General features: G+C 71.6%; 20 protein-coding genes. 1 reads left to right on the forward strand and 19 read right to left on the reverse strand.

Annotated features, from left to right (window positions below; genetic code table 11):
- Nucleotides 1–18: 18 nt before the first annotated feature.
- From ABD324_RS32570 to ABD324_RS32630, 13 genes are all read right to left on the reverse strand, one after another.
- The gene (locus tag ABD324_RS32570) at nt 19–444 is read right to left on the reverse strand and encodes a DUF2550 domain-containing protein (RefSeq protein WP_344426115.1); all 426 of its coding nucleotides are present in this window, start codon (nt 442–444) and stop codon (nt 19–21) included.
- A 34-nt stretch (nt 445–478) separates the two neighbouring features.
- Nucleotides 479–868: a F0F1 ATP synthase subunit epsilon gene (locus ABD324_RS32575; protein WP_344426118.1), complete on the reverse strand. Its 390-nt coding sequence runs from the start codon at nt 866–868 to the stop codon at nt 479–481.
- 1 nt (nt 869) lies between these two features.
- Nucleotides 870–2,309, reverse strand: a complete 1,440-nt coding sequence (gene atpD, locus ABD324_RS32580; RefSeq protein WP_344426120.1) for a F0F1 ATP synthase subunit beta — start codon at nt 2,307–2,309, stop codon at nt 870–872.
- Entirely contained in the window at nt 2,309–3,283 is a 975-nt protein-coding gene (locus ABD324_RS32585; protein WP_344426123.1) for a F0F1 ATP synthase subunit gamma, read from the reverse strand. The genes atpD and ABD324_RS32585 overlap by 1 nt, the downstream gene beginning before the upstream one ends.
- Nucleotides 3,284–3,296: 13 nt before the next feature.
- The gene (gene atpA, locus ABD324_RS32590; protein ID WP_344426126.1) at nt 3,297–4,943 is read right to left on the reverse strand and encodes a F0F1 ATP synthase subunit alpha; all 1,647 of its coding nucleotides are present in this window, start codon (nt 4,941–4,943) and stop codon (nt 3,297–3,299) included.
- Nucleotides 4,944–4,981: 38 nt separating this feature from the next.
- On the reverse strand, nt 4,982–5,812 hold the full coding sequence (locus tag ABD324_RS32595; RefSeq protein ID WP_344426128.1) for a F0F1 ATP synthase subunit delta: 831 nt from the start codon (nt 5,810–5,812) through the stop codon (nt 4,982–4,984).
- Nucleotides 5,812–6,366: a F0F1 ATP synthase subunit B gene (locus tag ABD324_RS32600; RefSeq protein WP_344426131.1), complete on the reverse strand. Its 555-nt coding sequence runs from the start codon at nt 6,364–6,366 to the stop codon at nt 5,812–5,814. Before ABD324_RS32600 ends, ABD324_RS32595 begins: the two co-directional genes overlap by 1 nt.
- Nucleotides 6,367–6,402: 36 nt before the next feature.
- Nucleotides 6,403–6,609 carry an ATP synthase F0 subunit C gene (gene atpE / locus ABD324_RS32605; protein WP_344426134.1) on the reverse strand — a complete coding sequence of 69 codons (207 nt, stop codon included), beginning with the start codon at nt 6,607–6,609 and terminating at the stop codon, nt 6,403–6,405.
- 75 nt (nt 6,610–6,684) lie between these two features.
- Nucleotides 6,685–7,464 carry a F0F1 ATP synthase subunit A gene (atpB, locus tag ABD324_RS32610; RefSeq protein ID WP_344426137.1) on the reverse strand — a complete coding sequence of 260 codons (780 nt, stop codon included), beginning with the start codon at nt 7,462–7,464 and terminating at the stop codon, nt 6,685–6,687.
- A gap of 56 nt (nt 7,465–7,520) precedes the next feature.
- Nucleotides 7,521–7,760 (reverse strand): AtpZ/AtpI family protein, encoded by a 240-nt coding sequence (locus ABD324_RS32615; protein ID WP_344426140.1) that lies wholly within the window; start codon nt 7,758–7,760, stop codon nt 7,521–7,523.
- Nucleotides 7,761–8,018: 258 nt separating this feature from the next.
- Complete coding sequence (locus ABD324_RS32620; protein WP_344426145.1) at nt 8,019–8,555, reverse strand: Cg1360 family ATP-synthase-associated protein; 537 nt, start codon at nt 8,553–8,555, stop codon at nt 8,019–8,021.
- A gap of 4 nt (nt 8,556–8,559) precedes the next feature.
- The gene (locus ABD324_RS32625) at nt 8,560–9,795 is read right to left on the reverse strand and encodes a glycosyltransferase family 4 protein (protein WP_425565968.1); all 1,236 of its coding nucleotides are present in this window, start codon (nt 9,793–9,795) and stop codon (nt 8,560–8,562) included.
- 29 nt (nt 9,796–9,824) lie between these two features.
- The gene (locus ABD324_RS32630; RefSeq protein WP_344426150.1) at nt 9,825–11,117 is read right to left on the reverse strand and encodes a serine hydroxymethyltransferase; all 1,293 of its coding nucleotides are present in this window, start codon (nt 11,115–11,117) and stop codon (nt 9,825–9,827) included.
- 105 nt (nt 11,118–11,222) lie between these two features.
- Here ABD324_RS32630 and ABD324_RS32635 point away from each other — a divergent pair, with 105 nt between their 5' ends.
- Complete coding sequence (locus tag ABD324_RS32635) at nt 11,223–11,924, forward strand: TetR/AcrR family transcriptional regulator (RefSeq protein WP_344426153.1); 702 nt, start codon at nt 11,223–11,225, stop codon at nt 11,922–11,924.
- Nucleotides 11,925–12,091: 167 nt separating this feature from the next.
- Here ABD324_RS32635 and ABD324_RS32640 read toward each other — a convergent pair whose 3' ends face one another.
- The 6 genes from ABD324_RS32640 to rho form a co-directional block, all read right to left on the reverse strand.
- Entirely contained in the window at nt 12,092–13,000 is a 909-nt protein-coding gene (locus tag ABD324_RS32640; RefSeq protein WP_344426156.1) for an endonuclease domain-containing protein, read from the reverse strand.
- 260 nt (nt 13,001–13,260) lie between these two features.
- Nucleotides 13,261–13,920, reverse strand: a complete 660-nt coding sequence (locus ABD324_RS32645; protein WP_344426159.1) for an L-threonylcarbamoyladenylate synthase — start codon at nt 13,918–13,920, stop codon at nt 13,261–13,263.
- A 202-nt stretch (nt 13,921–14,122) separates the two neighbouring features.
- Complete coding sequence (gene prmC / locus ABD324_RS32650) at nt 14,123–14,980, reverse strand: peptide chain release factor N(5)-glutamine methyltransferase (protein WP_344426162.1); 858 nt, start codon at nt 14,978–14,980, stop codon at nt 14,123–14,125.
- A 166-nt stretch (nt 14,981–15,146) separates the two neighbouring features.
- The gene (prfA, locus tag ABD324_RS32655) at nt 15,147–16,229 is read right to left on the reverse strand and encodes a peptide chain release factor 1 (RefSeq protein ID WP_344426165.1); all 1,083 of its coding nucleotides are present in this window, start codon (nt 16,227–16,229) and stop codon (nt 15,147–15,149) included.
- A 176-nt stretch (nt 16,230–16,405) separates the two neighbouring features.
- Nucleotides 16,406–16,636, reverse strand: coding sequence for a 50S ribosomal protein L31 (gene rpmE, locus ABD324_RS32660; RefSeq protein ID WP_344426168.1), 231 nt, complete (start codon nt 16,634–16,636; stop codon nt 16,406–16,408).
- Nucleotides 16,637–16,768: 132 nt separating this feature from the next.
- A complete protein-coding gene (rho, locus tag ABD324_RS32665; RefSeq protein WP_425565955.1) occupies nt 16,769–18,994 on the reverse strand; it encodes a transcription termination factor Rho in 2,226 nt (741 codons plus the stop codon).
- Nucleotides 18,995–19,018 lie beyond the last annotated feature (24 nt).

Below are 19,018 nucleotides of genomic sequence, written 5' to 3' on the forward strand. Positions count from 1 at the left end.
CGACCCTAACCCGCGGCGTCAGCTGGCCTGGCGGTAGCCGCCGCGGCCGGGGGGCGCGGCCTCCAGCCAGGCCAGGAAACCGGTCAGGACGTCGCCGGACATCGCCAGCTCCACGTCCTTGCCGTCGTCCCCCCGGCACCGCAGCACGGAGGCCGCGAGAGGGATGGCGAAGGACTCCGAGGGCAGGGGATCCCGCCGGTCCAGGATCTCGAGCTCGGTGCGGTCGATCGCGACCGTCGGGCCGAGCCGGAAGCTCGTCAGCCGGTACCAGGCGAACTCGTCGCCCTGGTACCGGCCGACGCCGAAATGCCAGTCCGTGACAGCGAAACGGCGGCGCAGACACAGGTCCACACCGCCGCCCCGCATGAGTCGTACCCGCCGTACGGCGAGCCAGCCCAGCAGCAGACACGCGAGCAGCAGCACGATTCCGATGACGATCGCCACGGTCCCGGCCACTGCTTCTCGCGCGTCTTTCGTGTCAGCCGGCCGTCGCGGCGTCGGCCGCTCTGAGCCGTGCCTCGGCCCGCTTGCGTGCCGCCGCCTCGGCCGGCTCGTCGCCCTTCGCGCGATCGAGCGCGGACTGCGCCCGCCGCACGTCGATCTCGTCCGCGAGCTCGGCGAACTCCGCCAGGATCGACACCGTCTCCGGGCCGATCGCGAGGAAGCCGCCGTGCACCGCGATCGTGAGCGGAGCGCCGTCGACCGGGTCGATCCGGACGACGCCGGCCTCCTCGAGCTGGGCGAGCGTCGCCTCGTGACCGGGCATGATGCCCAGGTCGCCCTCGGTGGTGCGGGCGAGCACGAAGCTCGCCTGCCCCGACCAGAGGCGCCGCTCGACCGCGACGAGCTCCACGGTCATCTCAGCCATGTCAGCCCTCGAGCTTCTTGCGGTTCTTCTCGAGGTCCTCGAGACCACCGCAGAGGAAGAAGGCCTGCTCCGGCACGTCGTCGAACTCGCCCTTGGCGATCTTGTCGAACGACTCGATGGTCTCCTTGAGGGGGACCGTCGAGCCCGGCTGGCCGGTGAACTGCTCGGCGACCAGCAGGTTCTGCGACAGGAAGCGCTCGATGCGGCGCGCCCGGCCGACGAGCTGCTTGTCCTCCTCGGACAGCTCGTCGATGCCGAGGATGGCGATGATGTCCTGCAGGTCGTTGTACTTCTGCAGGATCCGCTTGACCTCGTTGGCGACGCGGAAGTGCTCGTCGCCGATGTACTGCGGGTCCAGGATCCGCGAGGTGGAGGTCAGCGGGTCGACCGCCGGGTAGATGCCCTTCTGCGAGATGGGGCGGGAGAGCTCCGTCGTCGCGTCCAGGTGGGCGAAGGTCGTGGCCGGCGCGGGGTCGGTGTAGTCGTCCGCGGGCACGTAGATCGCCTGCATCGAGGTGATCGAGCGGCCACGGGTCGAGGTGATCCGCTCCTGCAACTCGCCCATCTCGTCCGCCAGGGTCGGCTGGTAACCGACGGCGGACGGCATGCGGCCGAGCAGCGTGGAGACCTCGGAGCCGGCCTGCGTGAACCGGAAGATGTTGTCGATGAAGAGCAGCACGTCCTGGTTCTGCTCGTCACGGAAGTACTCCGCCATCGTCAACGCCGAGAGCGCGACCCGCATACGCGTGCCCGGCGGCTCGTCCATCTGACCGAAGACGAGCGCGGTGTCGTTGATGACGCCGGACTCGGTCATCTCCGTGATGAGGTCGTTGCCCTCACGGGTGCGCTCGCCGACCCCGGCGAACACCGACGTACCACCGAAGTTCTTGGCGACACGGGTGATCATCTCCTGGATGAGCACCGTCTTGCCGACGCCGGCACCGCCGAACAGGCCGATCTTCCCACCCTGGACGTACGGGGTGAGGAGGTCGATGACCTTGATGCCGGTCTCCAGCATCTCGGTGCGACCCTCGAGCTGGTCGAAGTTCGGCGCCTTGCGGTGGATGCCCCAGAGCTCACCGGTCGGCTTGAAGTCCTTGTCGTCGAGGCAGTCGCCGAGCGCGTTGAACACGTGCCCCTTGACCTGGTCGCCGACGGGGACGGAGATCGGGCGGCCGAGGTCCGTCACCGACTGACCGCGGACGAGGCCGTCCGTCGGCTGCATCGAGATGGCGCGGACCAGGTTGTCGCCCAGGTGCTGGGCGATCTCCAGGGTCAGCGTCTTCGACAGCTCGCCGAACTCGATCTCGACGGTGAGGGCGTTGTAGAGCTCCGGCACCTGGCCGCGCGGGAACTCGACGTCGACGACCGGGCCGGTGACCCGGACAACCCGGCCAACCCTGGTAGCCGCGTTGGCAGGGATATCAGCAGTGGCGGTCATCAGCTCTCACTTCCTGCGGTCACAAGAGCGTCGGCGCCACCGACGATCTCGCTGATCTCCTGGGTGATCTGTGCCTGGCGGGCCTGGTTGGCCTCCAGTGTCAGGGTACGGATCAATTCGTTCGCGTTGTCCGTCGCGGCCTTCATGGCCCGCTGCCGGTTCGCCGACTCGCTCGCCGCCGACTCCAGCAGGGCCGCGAACAGCCGCGCCCCGACGTACTTCGGGAGCAGCGCGTCGAACAGCACCTCGGCGCTCGGCTCGAACTCGTACAGGCCGTTCGGCGCATCCGCGGAGGCTGCCGCCCGCTCCGGCTCGGGCTCGCCCGCCACGGTGTCCACCTCGGCGTACTCGACCTCCATGGGCGCCATCCGCCGCGCCTGCGGCACCTGGGTCACCATGTTCTGGAACTGGGTGTAGACGAGGTGCAGCTCGTCGACGCCGAGGATGCCGTCCTCGCCGGGACCGTCGCCCTCGTCGTCCGCACCGGCCATGAACGCGCCGACCAGCTCGCGGGCGGCCTCGGCCGCGTTCTCGTAGGTGGGCTGCTCGGAGAAGCCCGTCCACGAGGCGGCGACGGGGCGGCGGCGGAACCGGTAGTAGTTCACGCCCTTGCGCCCGATGACGTAGAGGACCGGCTCCTTGCCCTGCTCGCGCAGGAGCGACTGGAGCTGCTCGGCCTCCTTGAGCACGTTCGAGTTGTAGCCGCCGCACTGGCCGCGGTCACTGGTCACGACCAGGACCGCCGCCCGCTTGGCGTTGTCGCGCTCGACGAGCAGCGGGTGGTCCAGCGCCGAGTTGGAGGCCAGCTCGGTGAGGACCGCCGTCATCTGCTCGGCGTAGGGCTTCGCCTCGTCCACCCGGGCCCGCGCCTTCGCGATCCGCGAGGTCGCGATGAGCTCCATCGCCCGGGTGATCTTCTTGATGGACTGCGTCGACCTGATCCGCCGCCGCAGCACACGGATCTGTGCCGCCATGGGTCCCTACCCGTCAGCTCGAAGCCGGCGCCGGCTTGTTGACCTTCACCGTCTCCTGGTCGACCGCGTCGGCCTCGAGGGCCTCCGCCTTGACGTCCTTGACGACCGAGGAGCCGTCCGAGGCGGTGAAGTTCTTCTTGAAGTCGTCGACGACGCTCTGCAGGCGCTCGACGTTCTCGTCCTTCAGCAGGCCGGTGTCCCGGATCTCCGCGAAGACGCCCTCGTGGTTGCGCCGCACGTGCGCGAGGAAGTCCGTCTCGAAGCGGCCGACGTCGCCGACCGGCACCGTGTCCAGCTGCCCGGTGGTGCCGAGCCAGATGGAGACGACCTCCTCCTCGACCGCGAAGGGCGCGTACTGCGCCTGCTTCAGCAGCTCGACGAGGCGCTCACCACGACCCAGCGCCGCGGCCGAGGCCGCGTCGAGGTCCGAGCCGAACGCCGCGAAGGCCTCCAGCTCGCGGTACTGCGACAGGTCCAGGCGCAGCGAGCCGGAGACCGACCGCATCGCCTTGATCTGCGCCGAGCCGCCGACCCGGGAGACCGAGATACCGACGTTGATGGCCGGCCGTACACCCTGGTTGAACAGGTCCGACTCCAGGAAGACCTGGCCGTCGGTGATGGAGATGACGTTGGTCGGGATGTACGCCGACACGTCGTTCGCCTTGGTCTCGATGATCGGCAGGCCGGTCATCGAGCCCGCGCCGAGCTCCTTGGAGAGCTTCGCGCAACGCTCCAGCAGGCGGGAGTGCAAGTAGAAGACGTCGCCCGGGTAGGCCTCGCGGCCCGGCGGGCGGCGCAGCAGCAGCGAGATCGCGCGGTAGGCCTCGGCCTGCTTGGACAGGTCGTCGAAGACGATCAGGACGTGCTTGCCCTGGTACATCCAGTGCTGGCCCAGCGACGAACCGGTGTAGGGCGCGAGCCACTTGAAGCCGGCCGGGTCGGAGGCGGGAGCCGCGACGATCGTCGTGTACTCCAGCGCGCCCGCGTCCTCGAGCGACTGCCGGACACCGGCGATCGTCGAGCCCTTCTGGCCGATGGCGACGTAGATGCAGCGGACCTGCTTCGTCGGGTCGCCCGACTCCCAGTTCTGCTTCTGGTTGATGATCGTGTCGACGCAGACGGCGGTCTTGCCCGTCTTGCGGTCGCCGATGATCAGCTGGCGCTGGCCGCGCCCGATCGGCGTCATGGCGTCGATGGCCTTGATGCCGGTCTGCAGCGGCTCGCGGACCTCGGAGCGGTCCATGACGCCCGCGGCCTGCAGCTCCAGGATGCGGCGGGTCTCGGCCTCGATGTCGCCGAGCCCGTCGATCGGGGTGCCCAGCGGGTCGATGACCCGGCCGAGGAAGTTGTCGCCCACGGGCACCGAGAGGATCTCGCCCGTCCGCTTGACGGCCTGGCCCTCCTCGATGCCGGCGTAGTCGCCGAGGATGACCGCGCCGATCTCGCGCGCGTCCAGGTTCAGCGCGACACCCCGCACGCCGCCGCCGAACTCGAGGAGCTCGTTGGTCATCGCCGAGGGCAGGCCCTCGACGTGGGCGATGCCGTCACCGGTGTCCGAGACGGTCCCGACCTCTTCGCGGGACGTGCCGGTCTCCAGCGACGAGACGTAGCTGGAGATCGCGCTCCGGATCTCCTCCGGGGAGATCGTCAGCTCTGTCATGGCTGTCGTCTGTTCCTTCTCTTCGAACTTCTCGCTGGTCAGCTGGGGATCGCTCGACGGGCGGCGGCGAGCTTGCCGCTCACGCTGCCGTCGATGACCTCGTCGCCGACCCTGATGACCATGCCGCCCAGGAGGCTCTCGTCGAGCTCCACCTGCAGCGCGATGTCCCGCCCGTAGATCCGGGTGAGGGACGAGGTGAGCTGCTGTTCCTGCGCCGGGGACAGCGCGACGGCCGTCCGCACGTGCGCGACCGACCGGTTGCGCCGGGCCGCGGCGAGCTCGGAGAGCTCCTCCGCGGCGACGTCCAGGTGCCGCGAGCGCGGGGTCCGCACCAGGTCCCGCAGCAGTGCCGCGGTCACCGGGTAGACCTTCGTGCCCAGCACCGAGTCGAGGAGGGCGACGCGCTTGTCCGCGGGCTGGTCCTCGTCGCCGAGCAGCGTGAGCAGCTGCGGCTCGCGCTCCAGGATCCGGCCGAACCGGAACAGCTGGTCCTCGACGTCGTCGAGGGCGCGCTGCTTCTCGGCCGCGGCCAGCAGCGCCGTGCGGGCCAGCGACTCGGTGGCCTCGATGAGGTCACCGGGCCCGGACCAGCGGAGCGAGACCAGGTCGCCGACCGACTCGAGGGTCGCCGGCGCCACCTTCCCGCCCAGGATCCCCTGCGCGAGCGTGGTGCGCTGCTCCCCCGTCGTCGCCGGGTCGGACAGCGCCCGGCGCAGGCCGCGCTGGGCGACCAGCAGCCGGGTGACGGCGTACAGCTCCTCACCCAGCTTCTGCCGGTCCCCCGCGGCCAGCGGCTCGAGAAGGGTCTCGAACCGCCCGGCGACCGCGGCCAGGGACTCACGGCTGGTGGCCTGCAGGACGAGTGCCATCAGTGGGCCCCGGCGCTGCTCGACGCCTGCCGCGGCGTCATGCCGTCGAGCTCGGCGAGGAAGCTGTCGACCGTCGCGGAACGACGGGTCGGGTCCGTGAGCTCGGCCCCGATGATCCGCTCGGCGAGCTGGGCGGACAGGCCGCCGATCTCGCCGCGCAGCGACCGCTCCGCGGCCTGGCGCTGGGCCGCGATCTGCTCGTCGGCCCGCTCACGGATGCGCGTGGCCTCCGACTCGGCCTCGGCGCGCAGCTCGGCCTTGATCTGCTGCCCCTCGGCGCGGGCGTCGTCACGGATGCGGGCCGCCTCGGCACGGAGGCCGGCGAGCTGGTCCTCGTACTGCTTCTTGAGGGCAGCCGCCTCCTCCTGGGCCTCCTCGGCGCGCTTGAGTCCACCCTCGATCTTGTCGGTCCGCTCGGCGTAGAGCTTTTCGAACTGCGGGAAGACAGTCTTCGCGAGGATCCAGAACAGCAGACCGAACGCGACGAGACCGACGATGATCTCGACGAGGTGCGGGACGAGCGGGTTGAGCTCCTCCGCAGCGATGAACTTCATGGCGTGTTCCTCCGCCTCACCAGGGACCGGGGGCGACTAGAGCGCGAAGGCGAGCACCAGGCCCAGGATCGCCAGCGCCTCGGAGAGCGCGAAGCCGATGAACGCGATGCCCTGGAGCTGGCCGCGAGCCTCCGGCTGGCGGGCCACGCCGTTGATGAAGGCGGCGAAGACGATACCGACGCCGATACCGGGGCCGATGGCCGAGAGGCCGTAGCCGATGGCGTTCAGGTTACCGGTGACCATGTCGCATTTCCTTTCGATCCGGCCCGCGGTAGGCCCGCGGTTCCGAAGGGTCTCTTGAGGAGGACTCGACGGGACCTAGTGGTCGTCCGCGAGGACGGTGCCTATGTACGACGCCGTGAGCATGACGAAGATGTACGCCTGGATGACCTGCACGAACGCCTCGAAGAACGTGAAGACGATCGCCATCAGGAAGGCGAACGGGCTGAGCACCTTCAGCTGCCAGTCGCCCGCGGTGAAGAGCATGTACTCCCCGCCGAGGGTGAAGAGCAGCAGCAGGAGGTGGCCCGCGAACATGTTGCCGAAGAGTCGCAGCGACAGGGTCACCGGCCGCAGGATGATGTTCGACAGGAACTCGATCGGCGTGAGCACGATCCGGACCCACCAGGGCACGTCCGGCGGCCACGTGGAGATCCGCATGTACCCGCCGAAACCGTGGTGCCGGACGCCGACGACCGTGTAGATGATCCACACGAGTCCGGCCAGCGCGTAGGGCACGCCCGGGTGGGAGAACGTGGGGAACTGGATGAACGGCACGATGCCGAACAGGTTGTTCACCAGGATGAAGGCGAACAGCGCGGTGAGGAACGGGACGTAGCCGAGGAACTTCGGCCCGATCATGTCCCGCGCGATCGAGTTGCGGACGATGCCGTGGAAGGACTCGCCGAGGAACTGCATCTTGCCGGGGACGAGCGCGGGCTTGCGCACCGCGAGCCGGAAGAAGACGACGATGAGGATCGCCGCGAGCACGAGCTCCAGCACCGGCTTCGTCACCGGTCCGAAAACGGGCGGCAGTTGGAAGTCCGCGACCCCCGGGGACTCGAATCCCGGTGCGGGGGCGGTGGCCGTCGTGGTCACCCAATGCTCCTTTCGGTTCCGCTGCCCGGGGGCCGGACCTCACGGAATCGAGACGATCAGGACTTAACGTACCTGACGTAGATCAAGTACATCGAGGCCGCCGCGCCGACCAGGAGGCCGGCGGCGGTGAAGCCCCGTATGTCGAACAGCGCATCCACCCCCCACCCGATCGCCCCGAAGAGGACGATCCCGGTGATGAGGTGCGACAGGGCGGTCCAGGCCTCGGCGGCGGGCGGCGTCTTCTTCGCCGGATCCCCCGGCGCCCCGCTCGCCTTCCGTGGCTGTTCCTGCTCCATCACGAGGGACCCTATCAGCCGAGTTACGACCTACTTACCCGGTACGACCTGCCGTGACGGCCGCCGGAGCAACCCTCGTCACCGTCCGGCGCCGCCACAGGGCCCCGACGTCGCTCTATCGCTTGTAGAAGTTGTCGAACCGGTGTGACCGAGGTCGCGATGAGACCGCGCTCACGGACGTTTGGGACACCTCGGACAGGTTTCGGCATTCACCCGTTCGGCCCAGCCGACGGTGGCCGCCACCAGCGCGGACACTCCCTACACGTCGACGGACGGCGCCTTGGCCCGGATGAAACCGACGACCTCGCCCGCGATCCACGCCACCGTCACACCCAGAAGGCTGAAGGCGAACGTCCGGGCGTCGAAGAGGGTGGTGCCGCGGAAGATCAGCAGGAACACCAGCAGGACGACGAACTTGCCGGCGAACGAGGCCATCGCGCCGATCATCACCCCGCCCGGGGTGGCCCGCGCGGTGCCCTTCATGACACCGGTGCCGATGAACCCGAGGCCCAGCCCGATCGCCACCCCGATCACGGCGCCGACCAGGCCGGACGTGCCGCGCAGGACCAGGCTCAGCACGAGGGCGACGATGCTCGCGAGCACGCCCAGGACGACGGCGTTGCGCTGCATGGCCCGGGCGAGCAGCAGGACGGTCCGGACGTGCGGGGCCTCGGTGGCAGCGGCAGGGGCGCCGGGCTCGGCGGTACCGGCCTCGCTCCTGTCGGCCTCGGTCCTGCCGGGGTCGATCCTGCCGGGGTCGGTCCTGCCGGGGTCGGTTCGGTCGGGCTCGGTCATGAGGTCATCTCCGCGTCTGGGGCCCCGGGCGCACCGGCGGCGCCGCCGGTGACCCGTCCACCCCGGTCGGCCCGGCGCGGCGTCCGGCGGCGCGCGCCCGCGGGACGGCCGAGGCGAGGACCGCCACCCCGAGACCGATCGCGACCGCCCACAGGACGAAGGCCGGGTCGTTGATCAGGGCGAGCGCCACCGCGCCGAACGCGAGGACCCCCGCCCAGAGGTAGATCAGCAGCACCGCGCGCCGGTGGCTGTGGCCGATCTCCAGCAGGCGGTGGTGCAGGTGCATCTTGTCAGGGGAGAACGGGCTCGTCCCGTTCCGGGTGCGGCGCACGACCGCCATGAGCAGGTCCAGCAGGGGCACGAAGGCGACCGCCAGCAGCACGATGAGCGGCGCGAACAGCGCGAGGACGTCCGTGCCGTCCGTCGTGGTGGTGATCGGGATCCGGCCCGACGCGCTCGTGGTCGCCGCCGCCAGCATCAGCCCGATCAGCATCGAGCCCGAGTCGCCCATGAAGATGCGCGATGGGTTGAAGTTGTGCGGCAGGAACCCGAGGCAGGCCCCGGCCAGCACGGACGCCATCAGCGCCGGCGGGTACGCGGCCGCGTCGTTGCCGTTCTGCTTGACCAGGCCGATGGCGAAGATCCCGGTCGCGACCGCCGCGATCAGCCCGATGCCGGCGGCCAGCCCGTCCAGGCCGTCGACGAAGTTCATGGCGTTGACCAGCGCCAACGTGAGCACGACCGTGAGGACGACGCCCTGCTCGGGGCCGAGGGAGAGGATCGACCCGGAGATGCCGGTGCCGCCGCCGCCCCACGGGATCCAGAACACGGAGAACTGGACACCGAACAGCACGAGCACACCCGCCGCCGTCGTCTGGCCGGCGAGCTTGGTGATCGCGTCGAGCTCGAAGCGGTCGTCCAGGGCCCCGACGGCGACGAGCAGGACGGCCGCGAGCAGGACGCCCTGCACGTCACGCGAGTAGTCGAAGGCCAGCCGCAGCGCCGGGAGCTGGGCGGCGAGCCCGATCCCGCCGAGCACGCCGCCGAGCATCGCCAGCCCTCCCCAGCGCGGGGTGGGCGTGACGTGCACGTCCCGGCCGCGGGGCCACGCCACGGCGCCGAGCCGCAGCGCGAGCACCCGCACGAGCCCGACCAGCAGGAAGGTCACCACCGCAGCCACCAGCCCGACCAGCAGGTACTCCCGGATCGGGAGCCCGAGGCCGAACTGGGACTGGGCGATGACCACGTGCCCTGCCGATCTGTTGGCTGTCAGCCGCGCGGATACGCCGGGGCGCGGGCGACGAGCGCGCCGACCGACTCGGCGACGTCCCGCAGCTCGCGGTCCCCCGCCTCGGTGCCGTGCTCGGCCTTGACCGCGCGGGCCAGCAGGCTCGCGACCTCGGCCATGTCCGACTCCACCATGCCCTGCGTGGTGGTGCTCGGCGACCCCACCCGGATGCCCGACGGCTTCATCGGCGGCGCCGGGTCGTACGGGATCGCGTTCTTGTTCAGCGTGATCCGCGCGAGGTCGCACCGGGCCTCGGCCTCGCTGCCCGTGACGCCGATGGGGCGCAGGTCGATCAGCGCGAGGTGGGTGTCCGTGCCACCGGAGACGGCCCGCATGCCCTCGGCCTCGAGGCCCTTGGCCAGCGCCTGGGCGTTCGCGATCACCTGGGTGGCGTACGCCTGGTACTCCGGCTGGGCCGCCTCGCGCATCGCGACCGCCTTGGCGGCGACCGCGTGCATCAGCGGGCCACCCTGCGAGAACGGGAAGACGGCCTTGTCGATCGCCTTCGCGTGCTCCGCGCGGGTCAGGATCATGCCGCCGCGCGGGCCGCGCAGGACCTTGTGCGTGGTGGCCGTGACGACGTCCGCGAACGGCACCGGCGACGGGATCGCCTTGCCCGCGACCAGGCCGATGAAGTGCGCCGCGTCGACCATGAGCTTGGCGCCGACCTCGTCGGCGATCTCGCGGAAGAGCTTGAAGTCGATCAGCCGCGGGTAGGCGGTCGCGCCGGCGATGATGATCTTCGGCTTGTGCTCGAGCGCGAGCGACCGGACCTGGTCGTAGTCGATGAGCTCGGAGTCCTCGCGGACGGTGTAGCTCACGGCGTTGAACCACAGGCCGGAGAAGTTGACCTTCGAGCCGTGGGTGAGGTGGCCGCCCTGCTTGAGGTCCATGGCCAGCACGGTGTCGCCCGGCTTCGCGAAGGCGGCGTAGGCGGCCAGGTTGGCGCTCGCGCCGGAGTGCGGCTGCAGGTTGACGTGCTCCGCGCCGAACAGCTCCTTGGCCCGCGCGTTGCCGATCTCCTCGGCGACGTCGACGACCTGGCAGCCGCCGTAGTAGCGGCGGCCCGGGTACCCCTCGGCGTACTTGTTGCTCAGCGTGGAACCGAGCGCCGCGAGCACGGCCGGGCTGGTGAGGTTCTCGCTCGCGATGAGCTGCAGTCCGCCGCGCAGGCGCTCCAGCTCGTCGAGGACCACGCCCGCGATCTCGGGGTCCTGGGCCTGCAGGGCGCCGAAGTCCGGGCCCCAGAACGGGATGTCGCTACGCTCGCTCACGATGGACCAGGCTACCTGCGGGTTCCGACCGTCCGGACGTGACCCTCGCCCGATTTCCTGCGATCAGTGCTCGCATTCGAGTGCGGTGCTCTGTACGGTGGCCGGATGGCCGAGCGTTCCGCCCCCCGCACCGCCCGCGAACGCGTGCGGGCCCAGCTGACCGCGGAGATCGTCGAGGTCGCGCGCACCCACCTCGGCACCTCGGGCGCCGCGGCGCTCTCGCTCCGGGCGGTCGCGCGGGAGCTGGGCATGGTGTCCTCGGCCGTCTACCGCTACTTCCCCTCGCGGGACGACCTGCTCACCACGCTGATCATCGAGGGGTACGACGCTCTGGGCGAGGCCGCCGAGCGGGCCGCCGCGGCGGTGCCGGCTTCCGACCTGCTCGGCCGCTGGCTGGCCGTCTTCACCGCCGCCCGGGAGTGGGCGCTCGCCCGGCCGCACGAGTACGCGCTGCTCTACGGCTCGCCGGTGCCGGGCTACTCGGCGCCGCAGGACACCACCGGCCCCGCCGGACGGGTCGCGCTGCTCCTCGCGGGCATCCTCCGGGACGGCCTGGCCTCGGGCGCGATCACCGCCGCCCCCGGCGACGACGAGGCGATCATCCTGCCCGGCCTGCTCGCCGACCTCGGCCTCCCCGAGGACACGAACCTGGGGACGCGTGTGGTCCAGGCCTGGTCGGGCCTCTTCGGCGCGATCAGCTTCGAGCTCTTCGGCCACACCCACAACGTGGTGGTCGACCACGAGAAGTACTTCCACGAGGTCGCCACCGCCCTCGCCGCGGACGCCGGCCTCCCCAGCCTTGGATGATCACCAGGACCTCAGCGCTCCCGCACGTTGATCATCAGGACATCAGCGTCCCGCTTCGGTGATCATCAGGACGTCACTGCTGTTCGATCATGGAAAACTCGCGGTGAGGTCCTTCTCGGCGCGCCACGACATGATCATCAGGACATCGGCGCCGCCCTGTCCGGTGATCACCAGGACGCTGCGGCTGCTCGGGAGGCGCGCTCGACGTCCGGCAGTCCCCGCCGGTGCAGGATCTGCGCCTCGACGAGGGCCACCATCCGGTCGGGACGGCTCAGCACGTCCGCGCCCCGGAAGCGCATCGTGTGCCAGCCGAACGCACCCGTCCGCAGGTCACGTGCCCGGTCGAGGGTGTCGTCGTGGTCCTCGCCGTCGTACTCGACGGCGAGGAGCACCTCCGGGAACGCCAGGTCGAACCGCGCGACGACGTCACCGCGCGCGTCGAGCAGCTCGTGCTGCACCCGGGGCCGCAACCCGGCGAACACCAGCGCCAGCCGCATCAGCGTCTCGGGCGGGGACTCCGCGCGCGGATCGGCGAGGACGACGACCTCGTCGAGCCGACGACAGCCGCGCGCTCCCGGACTGCTCGTCCGCCGGTCCAGCAGGTCGAGCGGATCGAAGCGCGGCGGACGGCCCGGGCGGGCCGGGCGGGCGAGCGCGTCGACGGCGACCACGGCGTCGAGCAGCGGGAGCCGGCGGGCGAGGTCCCAGGCCGTCCGGAAACGCGAGGTGACCGGCACCGATCCGATCGCGACCCGCTCGGCCGGGTCCACGTCGCCCTGACGCGACAGCAGGCCAGGCACCCTCCTGACGTGCGACGGGACGATCACCTCGGCGGGCGCACCGCGCGGCTCGCACGACGCCCCGAGGAGGACGGCCGCGGAGTATCCGGCGAGCACACCGCCGCGGCGTTCGGTCAGGACGTGGCCTGCGCGGGAGCGGACCTCGAACGTCAGCGGGAGGTCGGCGGGGACGTAGACGTCCGGGAAGACGCGGACGAAGCGATGTCCGCGCAGGGCGCCGGGCGTGAGCAGACCGGACGCGACGGCGTCGGATCCGCGGAAGGGTGCGTCGAGCATGGCGCCACGCTTCCCGACCGGCTCGCAGCCCGTGGCGAAACGGGGAAAGTCGACGCCGGGAACCGCGCCGCGACGGCGGTCAGGTCCTGATGATCACCAGGTGGGGGCGCTGAGGTCCTGATGATCACCGCAACCGAGGCCCACACAGCTCCGACGCCCTGATGATCATGCTCGAGAGCGCCGAGAAGGACCTCACCGCGAGTTTTCCATGATCGAACAGCAGTGACGTCCTGGTGATCACCCGGGAGAGGGGCGGGACCTCAGCCGAGGGGGACCTCGACGCCCAGGACCTCGGCGAGATCCGCCCTGGTCACGTCGCCCTCACGGAGGACCCGGGGGCTGTTTCCCGTCAGGTCGACGATGGTGGAGGCGACGGGCTCGCCGGAGGGGCCGCCGTCGAGGTACAGGGCGACCGTGTCGACGAGCTGGTCCATCGCCTCCGCCGCGGTCGCGGCGGGCGGGCGGCCGGAGATGTTGGCGCTGGAGACCGCCATCGGGCCCACGTCACGCAGCAGCTCGAGGGCCACGGGATGCAACGGCATGCGCAGCATGACGGTGCCCTTGGTGGAGCCGAGGTCCCAGGCGAGCGACGGCGCGTGCGGCAGCACGATCGACAGCGCGCCCGGCCAGAAGGCCTCGATCAGTGCCCTGGCCTGCGGCGGGACCCCGAGGACCAGGCCGTCGATCGTCGACCAGGAGCCGAGCAGGACCGGGACCGGCATGTCCGGGCCGCGGTGCTTCGCCGCGAGCAGCGAGCGGACCGCCGCGGAGGAGAACGCGTCGCAGCCGATGCCGTAGACCGTGTCCGTCGGCAGCACGACCAGCTGCCCCGCGCGCACCGCGCGAGCCGCGGCGGCGAGGCCCTCGACACGGGTGTCGGGATCGGAGCAGTCGTAGACGGGCACGGTCGGAGCGGTCACGCCCGCACCCTACGACCGCACCCGACAGGCGCTGCCCGGACCCCTGGGACCGGCGTGGTCGTGCGGCCGAACGGGGCCGTCGACGCCGCGGGCGGACGTCGCAGATGTGTGATTCGGCCTCCCGAAAGTGCCGACTCGCGGGATGAGGGCGCAAGTCGCGCAGCGCGAGGGCGCGACTCGCGGGAGCGAGAGGGCCGTTCGCTCAGGTCGGGGGGTGGGTGCGGCGGGCGGTGGCGAAGCGGGGGCGGCCGGCGAGGTCGGTGTGGGCCTGCACGTCCGTCAGCACGCTCCGGCGGCGCAGCAGGGCGGGGACGGCGTCGGCATGGGTGTCGTCGTGCTCGATCGCCAGGCCACCGCCCCAGCGCAGGAGGGTCGCGGCCGTCTCGATCACGGCGGGGACCAGGTCGAGCCCGTCCTCCCCGCCGAACACCGCGATCGCCGGGTCCCACTCCGCCACCTCGGGCGGGACCGGGGTACCCAGCGGGACGTACGGCGGGTTGCACACCACCAGGTCGACGCGGGCCTCGAGCTCCGGCAGCAGGTCCGGGGTCCGGATGTCCCCCGCGTGCAGCACCACCCGGCTGTCCGCCGTGTTCCGCCGCGCCCAGGTCAGCGCCGCGGGATCGACCTCGACGGCATGGACGACGGCGTCCGGCCGGCTCGCGGCGAACGCCAGGGCGAGCGCCGCCGAACCGGTGCACAGGTCCACGACCAGCGGGTTCGCCACGCCGGCGAGCTCTTTGAGCCCCCATTCGAGCAGGAGCTCGGTCTCGGGGCGGGGCGTGAACACGCCGCGCCCGACGGCCACCTCGACGGGCCCGAGGACCGCGGTGCCGAGCACGTGCTGCAGGGGCTCCCGGGTCGCGCGCCGCGCCACCAGGGCCTGCAGCGCCTCGACCTGCGAGGGGTCGACGAGCGGGCGCAGCACGAGCTGCGAGCGCGGCACCCCGACGACGTGCGCGGCGAGGAACTCGGCCTCCACCCGGGCGGACTCGACGCCGGCCTGGGCGAGCACCCGCTCGGCCTCGGCGATCGCGACCCGGAGCGGCAACCGCGTCACGACCGACCCCGAGCCGGACCACCGCGACGCGGAGTCCGCGGCCGAGCGCCGGCCCCACCGCGCCCCCGGCCGCCGGCACGCCGCGGCGCTCCCCACGCGAGGCCCGTACCACGTCGCAGACGTGTGTTTCGGCCTACCGAAAGTGCCGACTCGTGGGGGGTGGGGCTCACGCCTGCTCCGCGGCGGCGAGCGCCTCGTCCCGTTCCGACTTCTGCAGGGCGGCGACGACGTCGTCGAGCTCGCCGTCGAGGACCGTGGACAGGTTGTGGGCCTTGTAGCCGACCCGGTGGTCGGAGATCCGGTTCTCCGGGAAGTTGTAGGTGCGGATCCGTTCGGAGCGGTCGACCGTGCGCACCTGGCTCTTCCGCTCGGCGGAGGCCACCGCGGCCTGCTCGGCCTCGTGCAGCGCCTGGAGCCGCGAGCGCAGCACCTCCATCGCCCGGGCCTTGTTCTGCAGCTGCGAGCGCTCGTTCTGGCAGCTCGCGACGATCCCGGTGGGCAGGTGGGTGATCCGGACGGCCGAGTCGGTCGTGTTGACGGACTGCCCGCCGTGGCCCGAGGAGCGGTAGACGTCCACCCGCAGGTCGTTCTCGTCGATCTCGACCTCCGCGTCCTCCCCCGTGTCCGGGTAGACGAGGACTCCGGCGGCGGAGGTGTGGATGCGGCCCTGCGACTCCGTGACGGGGACCCGCTGCACGCGGTGCACGCCGCCCTCGAACTTCATCGCGGACCACACGCCGTCCGGCGTCGGGGCGCGCGACTTGAGCAGCAGGGTGATGTCCTTGTAGCCACCGAGGTCGGAGTCGACGGCGTCGAGCACGTCGACCTTCCAGCCGCGGCGCTCGGCGTAGCGCGTGTACATCCGCACGAGGTCGCCGGCGAACAGGGCGGACTCCTCGCCGCCCTCGCCGGACTTGACCTCCATGACGACGTCGTCGCCGTCGTGCGGGTCGCGGGGTACGAGCAGCTCGGCGAGCTTCGCCTCCAGCGCGGGGATCTGCGCCGCCAGCGAGGTGGCCTCCTCGGCGAAGGCCGGGTCCTCGGCGGCGAGCTCGCGGGCGGCGGCCTCGTCGGACCGGGCGGAGTCGAGCTCCCGGGCGACGGCGACGAGCGGGCCCAGCTCGGCGTAGCGGCGACCCAGCTTGCGGGCGAGCCCGGTGTCCGCGTGCACCGACGGGTCGGCGAGCCGGCTCTCCAGCTCGGCGTACTCGTCCACGAGCGCATCCACGCCCACCGGGCTGCCGCTCACCGCCATCGTCCTGCTCCCGTCCTCACCATGATCCCGACTCGCGCCGAGCCACACCGCGACTCGCGCGGACCAGCTCCCGACTCGCGGGAGCCGCGTCCCGACTCGCGGGGTCGGCTCCCGACACGCGAACGGCGCCCGTTCCCGGCTGGTGCGGGGAACGGGCGCCGTGGGCGGAGCTAGTTGGCGGCTGCCTTGCCCGCAGCGCGCTTGCCGTAGCGCGCCTCGAAGCGGGCGACGCGGCCACCGGAGTCCAGGATCCGCTGCTTGCCCGTGTAGAACGGGTGGCAGGCCGAGCAGGTCTCGACGGTCAGCGAGTCCTTGGTCGACGTGCTGCGGGTGGTGAAGCTGTTGCCGCAGGAACAGGAGACCTGGGTCTCGGTGTACTGCGGGTGGATGCCCTCGCGCATGGGGGTGTTTCCTCTCGAAGATCGGCCGCCGGGTCCTGCCGGGGCAGGTGAACCGGAGCCGGATGCGTGACGCTCCATTCAACCATCCGGCCCCGGCGGGGATTCCCACCGGGGCCGGACGGTCGGGGCGCGCTACTCCTCGCCTGTGCCGAAGTTCCCCGGCGTGGTCTTCTGGACCTGCATGAGGAACTCGATGTTGGTGCGGGTCTTGCGGAGCTGGCCCAGCACGAGGTCGATCGCCTGCTGATGGTCCAGCGCGGCCAGCACCCGGCGGAGCTTGACGCTGATCGCGAACTCGTCCGCGGACATCAGCAGCTCCTCCTTCCGCGTGCCGGAGGCGTCGACGTCGATCGCCGGGAAGATCCGCTTGTCCGCGAGCTTGCGGTCGAGCTTGAGCTCGGCGTTGCCGGTGCCCTTGAACTCCTCGAAGATCACCGTGTCCATCGTCGACCCGGTCTCGACCAGGGCCGTCGCGAAGATGGTGAGCGAGCCGCCGTCCTCGATGTTGCGGGCGGCGCCAAGGAAGCGCTTCGGCGGGTAGAGCGCCGTGGAGTCCACACCACCGGAGAGGATCCGGCCCGACGCCGGCGCCGCCAGGTTGTAGGCGCGGCCCAGGCGGGTGATCGAGTCCAGCAGCACCACCACGTCGTGCCCCAGCTCCACCAGCCGCTTCGCCCGCTCGATGGCGAGCTCGGCGACGGCGGTGTGGTCCGACGGCGGGCGGTCGAAGGTCGAGGCGATGACCTCACCCTTCACCGACCGCTGCATGTCGGTGACCTCCTCGGGCCGCTCGTCGACGAGGACGACCATGAGGTGGCACTCGGGGTTGTTCGTGGTGATGGCGTTGGCGATGGACTGCAGCACCATCGTCTTGCCCGCCTTGGGCGGGGAGACGATGAGCGCGCGCTGGCCCTTGCCGATGGGCATCACCAGGTCGATGACCCGGGTGGTGAGCTTCGAGGGCTCGGTCTCCAGACGCAGCCGCTCGTTCGGGTAGAGCGGCGTGAGCTTGGTGAACTCCGGGCGGGAGCGGCCCGACTCCGGGTCGACACCGTTGATGGAGTCGATGCGCACCAGCGGATTGAACTTCTGGCGCTGCTGCTCGCCCTCGCGCGGCTGCCGGACGGCGCCGGTGATCGCGTCGCCCCGGCGCAGACCGTGCTTGCGCACCATGGACAGCGACACGTAGACGTCGTTCGGGCCGGACAGGTAACCACTGGTCCGGACGAAGGCGTAGTTGTCCAGGATGTCGACGATGCCGGCCACCGGGAGCAGCACGTCGTCGTCCCGCACCTCGGTGTCGACGCCACGCTCGGTGCCGCCGCCCGGACGGGTGTCGCGGTCGCGACCGCGGCGGCGGTCCCGGAAGCGGCGGCCACGACGGCCGCGGCCGTCGCCCTCGTCGTCCTCGTCGTCCCGCAGGTCGCGGGTGTCGCGGTCGTTGCGGGTGTTGCCGCCCCGGTTCGCGTTCCCCTCGTCCGTGCGGTCGTTGCGGTCGACCCGCTCGTTGCGGTCCGTGCGCTCGGTGCGGTCCGTGCGCTCGTTCCGGTCCGTGCGCTCGTTCCGCTCGGTGCGGTCCGCGCGGTCGGTGCGCTCGTTCCGGTTGGTGCGCCCGTCGTTCGCCCGGCCGTCGTTGTTCCGGCCGTCGTTGTTCCGGCCGTTCCGGTTCCGGCCGTCCTGGCGGTCCGTGCGCTCCTTGTCCGAGGCCCCGATGCTGGCGGCGACGGCGTCGAGCGTGTCGGACTGGGTCGGCTCGCCCGCGGCGCGCTCCGCGCGGCGGCGGGTCTGCCGGCGGCGGGAGCCCTCGGCCTCGCCGTCCTGCTCCGCGGCCGGGGCATGCCCGTTGACCTGGCCGTTCGTACCGGACTCGGCCGGCGCCTCGGCCAGGGGCTCGGCGCGGACCTCGGGGGCCTCGGCCGGGGTCTCGGCGGCGGGCTCGGCCGCCGCGGGGGCCGGCGCACCGGCCGGGCGGGACGCCGCGCGACGGCGGCGGGTGGGGGCCGGGCCGGGGTCCGGGGCGGGCGCCTCGACGGGCTCCGCGACAGCGGCAGGGGCGGCGCTCGGGGTGTCCGCGGCCTCGAAGGGCAGCTGGTCCGAGGCCACCGGGGTCTTGCGGGGGGCCCGCTTGGCGGGCGCGGGCGCTGTCGTCGTCGCCGTGGAGCCGCCGCTCTGGCGCTCCTTGATGGCGGCGATGAGATCGCCCTTCCGCATCCCGGCAATGTCCGGGATGTTCAGCTCTCCGGCGAGGGCGCGCAGGTCGGCGAGGACCATTCCGGACAGTCCGCCACGCTTCTTCGGCGCGGCAGGCTCCTCGGGCGACACGGTGCCGGGGGTGCTGACGAGATCGGTCTCGCTCACGAATTTCCTTCCTGACCAGCCCGT

Origin of the sequence: Pseudonocardia ailaonensis (genome assembly GCF_039531635.1) — a bacterium.
GTDB classification, from domain to species: domain Bacteria; phylum Actinomycetota; class Actinomycetes; order Mycobacteriales; family Pseudonocardiaceae; genus Pseudonocardia; species Pseudonocardia ailaonensis.

Excerpts from the sequence above, each read along its gene's own strand:
- ABD324_RS32575 (WP_344426118.1), bottom strand. The coding sequence starts at position 868 with ATGGCTGAGATGACCGTGGAGCTCGTCGCGGTCGAGCGGCGCCTCTGG.
- atpD (WP_344426120.1), bottom strand. The coding sequence starts at position 2,309 with ATGACCGCCACTGCTGATATCCCTGCCAACGCGGCTACCAGGGTTGGC.
- ABD324_RS32585 (WP_344426123.1), bottom strand. The coding sequence starts at position 3,283 with ATGGCGGCACAGATCCGTGTGCTGCGGCGGCGGATCAGGTCGACGCAG.
- atpA (WP_344426126.1), bottom strand. The coding sequence starts at position 4,943 with ATGACAGAGCTGACGATCTCCCCGGAGGAGATCCGGAGCGCGATCTCC.
- ABD324_RS32595 (WP_344426128.1), bottom strand. The coding sequence starts at position 5,812 with ATGGCACTCGTCCTGCAGGCCACCAGCCGTGAGTCCCTGGCCGCGGTC.
- ABD324_RS32600 (WP_344426131.1), bottom strand. The coding sequence starts at position 6,366 with ATGAAGTTCATCGCTGCGGAGGAGCTCAACCCGCTCGTCCCGCACCTC.
- atpE (WP_344426134.1), bottom strand. The coding sequence starts at position 6,609 with ATGGTCACCGGTAACCTGAACGCCATCGGCTACGGCCTCTCGGCCATC.
- ABD324_RS32615 (WP_344426140.1), bottom strand. The coding sequence starts at position 7,760 with ATGGAGCAGGAACAGCCACGGAAGGCGAGCGGGGCGCCGGGGGATCCG.
- ABD324_RS32620 (WP_344426145.1), bottom strand. The coding sequence starts at position 8,555 with ATGACCGAGCCCGACCGAACCGACCCCGGCAGGACCGACCCCGGCAGG.
- ABD324_RS32635 (WP_344426153.1), top strand. The coding sequence starts at position 11,223 with ATGGCCGAGCGTTCCGCCCCCCGCACCGCCCGCGAACGCGTGCGGGCC.
- ABD324_RS32640 (WP_344426156.1), bottom strand. The coding sequence starts at position 13,000 with ATGCTCGACGCACCCTTCCGCGGATCCGACGCCGTCGCGTCCGGTCTG.
- rpmE (WP_344426168.1), bottom strand. The coding sequence starts at position 16,636 with ATGCGCGAGGGCATCCACCCGCAGTACACCGAGACCCAGGTCTCCTGT.